Source organism: Odoribacter sp. N15.MGS-14 (genome assembly GCF_000980245.1).
Lineage (GTDB): Bacteria > Bacteroidota > Bacteroidia > Bacteroidales > Marinifilaceae > Odoribacter > Odoribacter splanchnicus.
This window is the reverse complement of the sequence record NZ_LARE01000210.1, coordinates 1-376: the sequence shown is the minus strand read 5'-3', so window position 1 is coordinate 376 and position 376 is coordinate 1. Positions and strand designations below refer to the sequence as shown.

Here is a 376-nt window from a genome sequence, read left to right as displayed (position 1 = left end):
GGGGCTGTAGTAGGTCCCAAGGGTTGGGCTGTTCGCCCATTAAAGCGGTACGCGAGCTGGGTTCAGAACGTCGTGAGACAGTTCGGTCCCTATCCGGCGTGGGCGTAGGATATCTGAGAGGAGCTGTCCTTAGTACGAGAGGACCGGGATGGACTGACCTCTGGTGCATCGGTTGAGCCACCAGGCTCATGGCCGAGTAGCCAAGTCGGGACGGGATAAACGCTGAAGGCATCTAAGCGTGAAGCCCCCCTCAAGATGAGATATCCCATAGAGTTAATCTAGTAAGACCCCTTGAAGACGACGAGGTAGATAGGCAGAAGGTGGAAGTGTGGTGACATATGGAGCTGATCTGTACTAATAGGTCGAGGGCTTAACC

Annotated in this window: 1 rRNA gene; it reads left to right on the top strand. The window is 54.8% G+C overall.

The annotated features are described in order from the left end of the window. Window positions 1-376: ribosomal RNA gene (locus WS34_RS15205) — 23S ribosomal RNA — on the top strand; the annotation flags it as partial.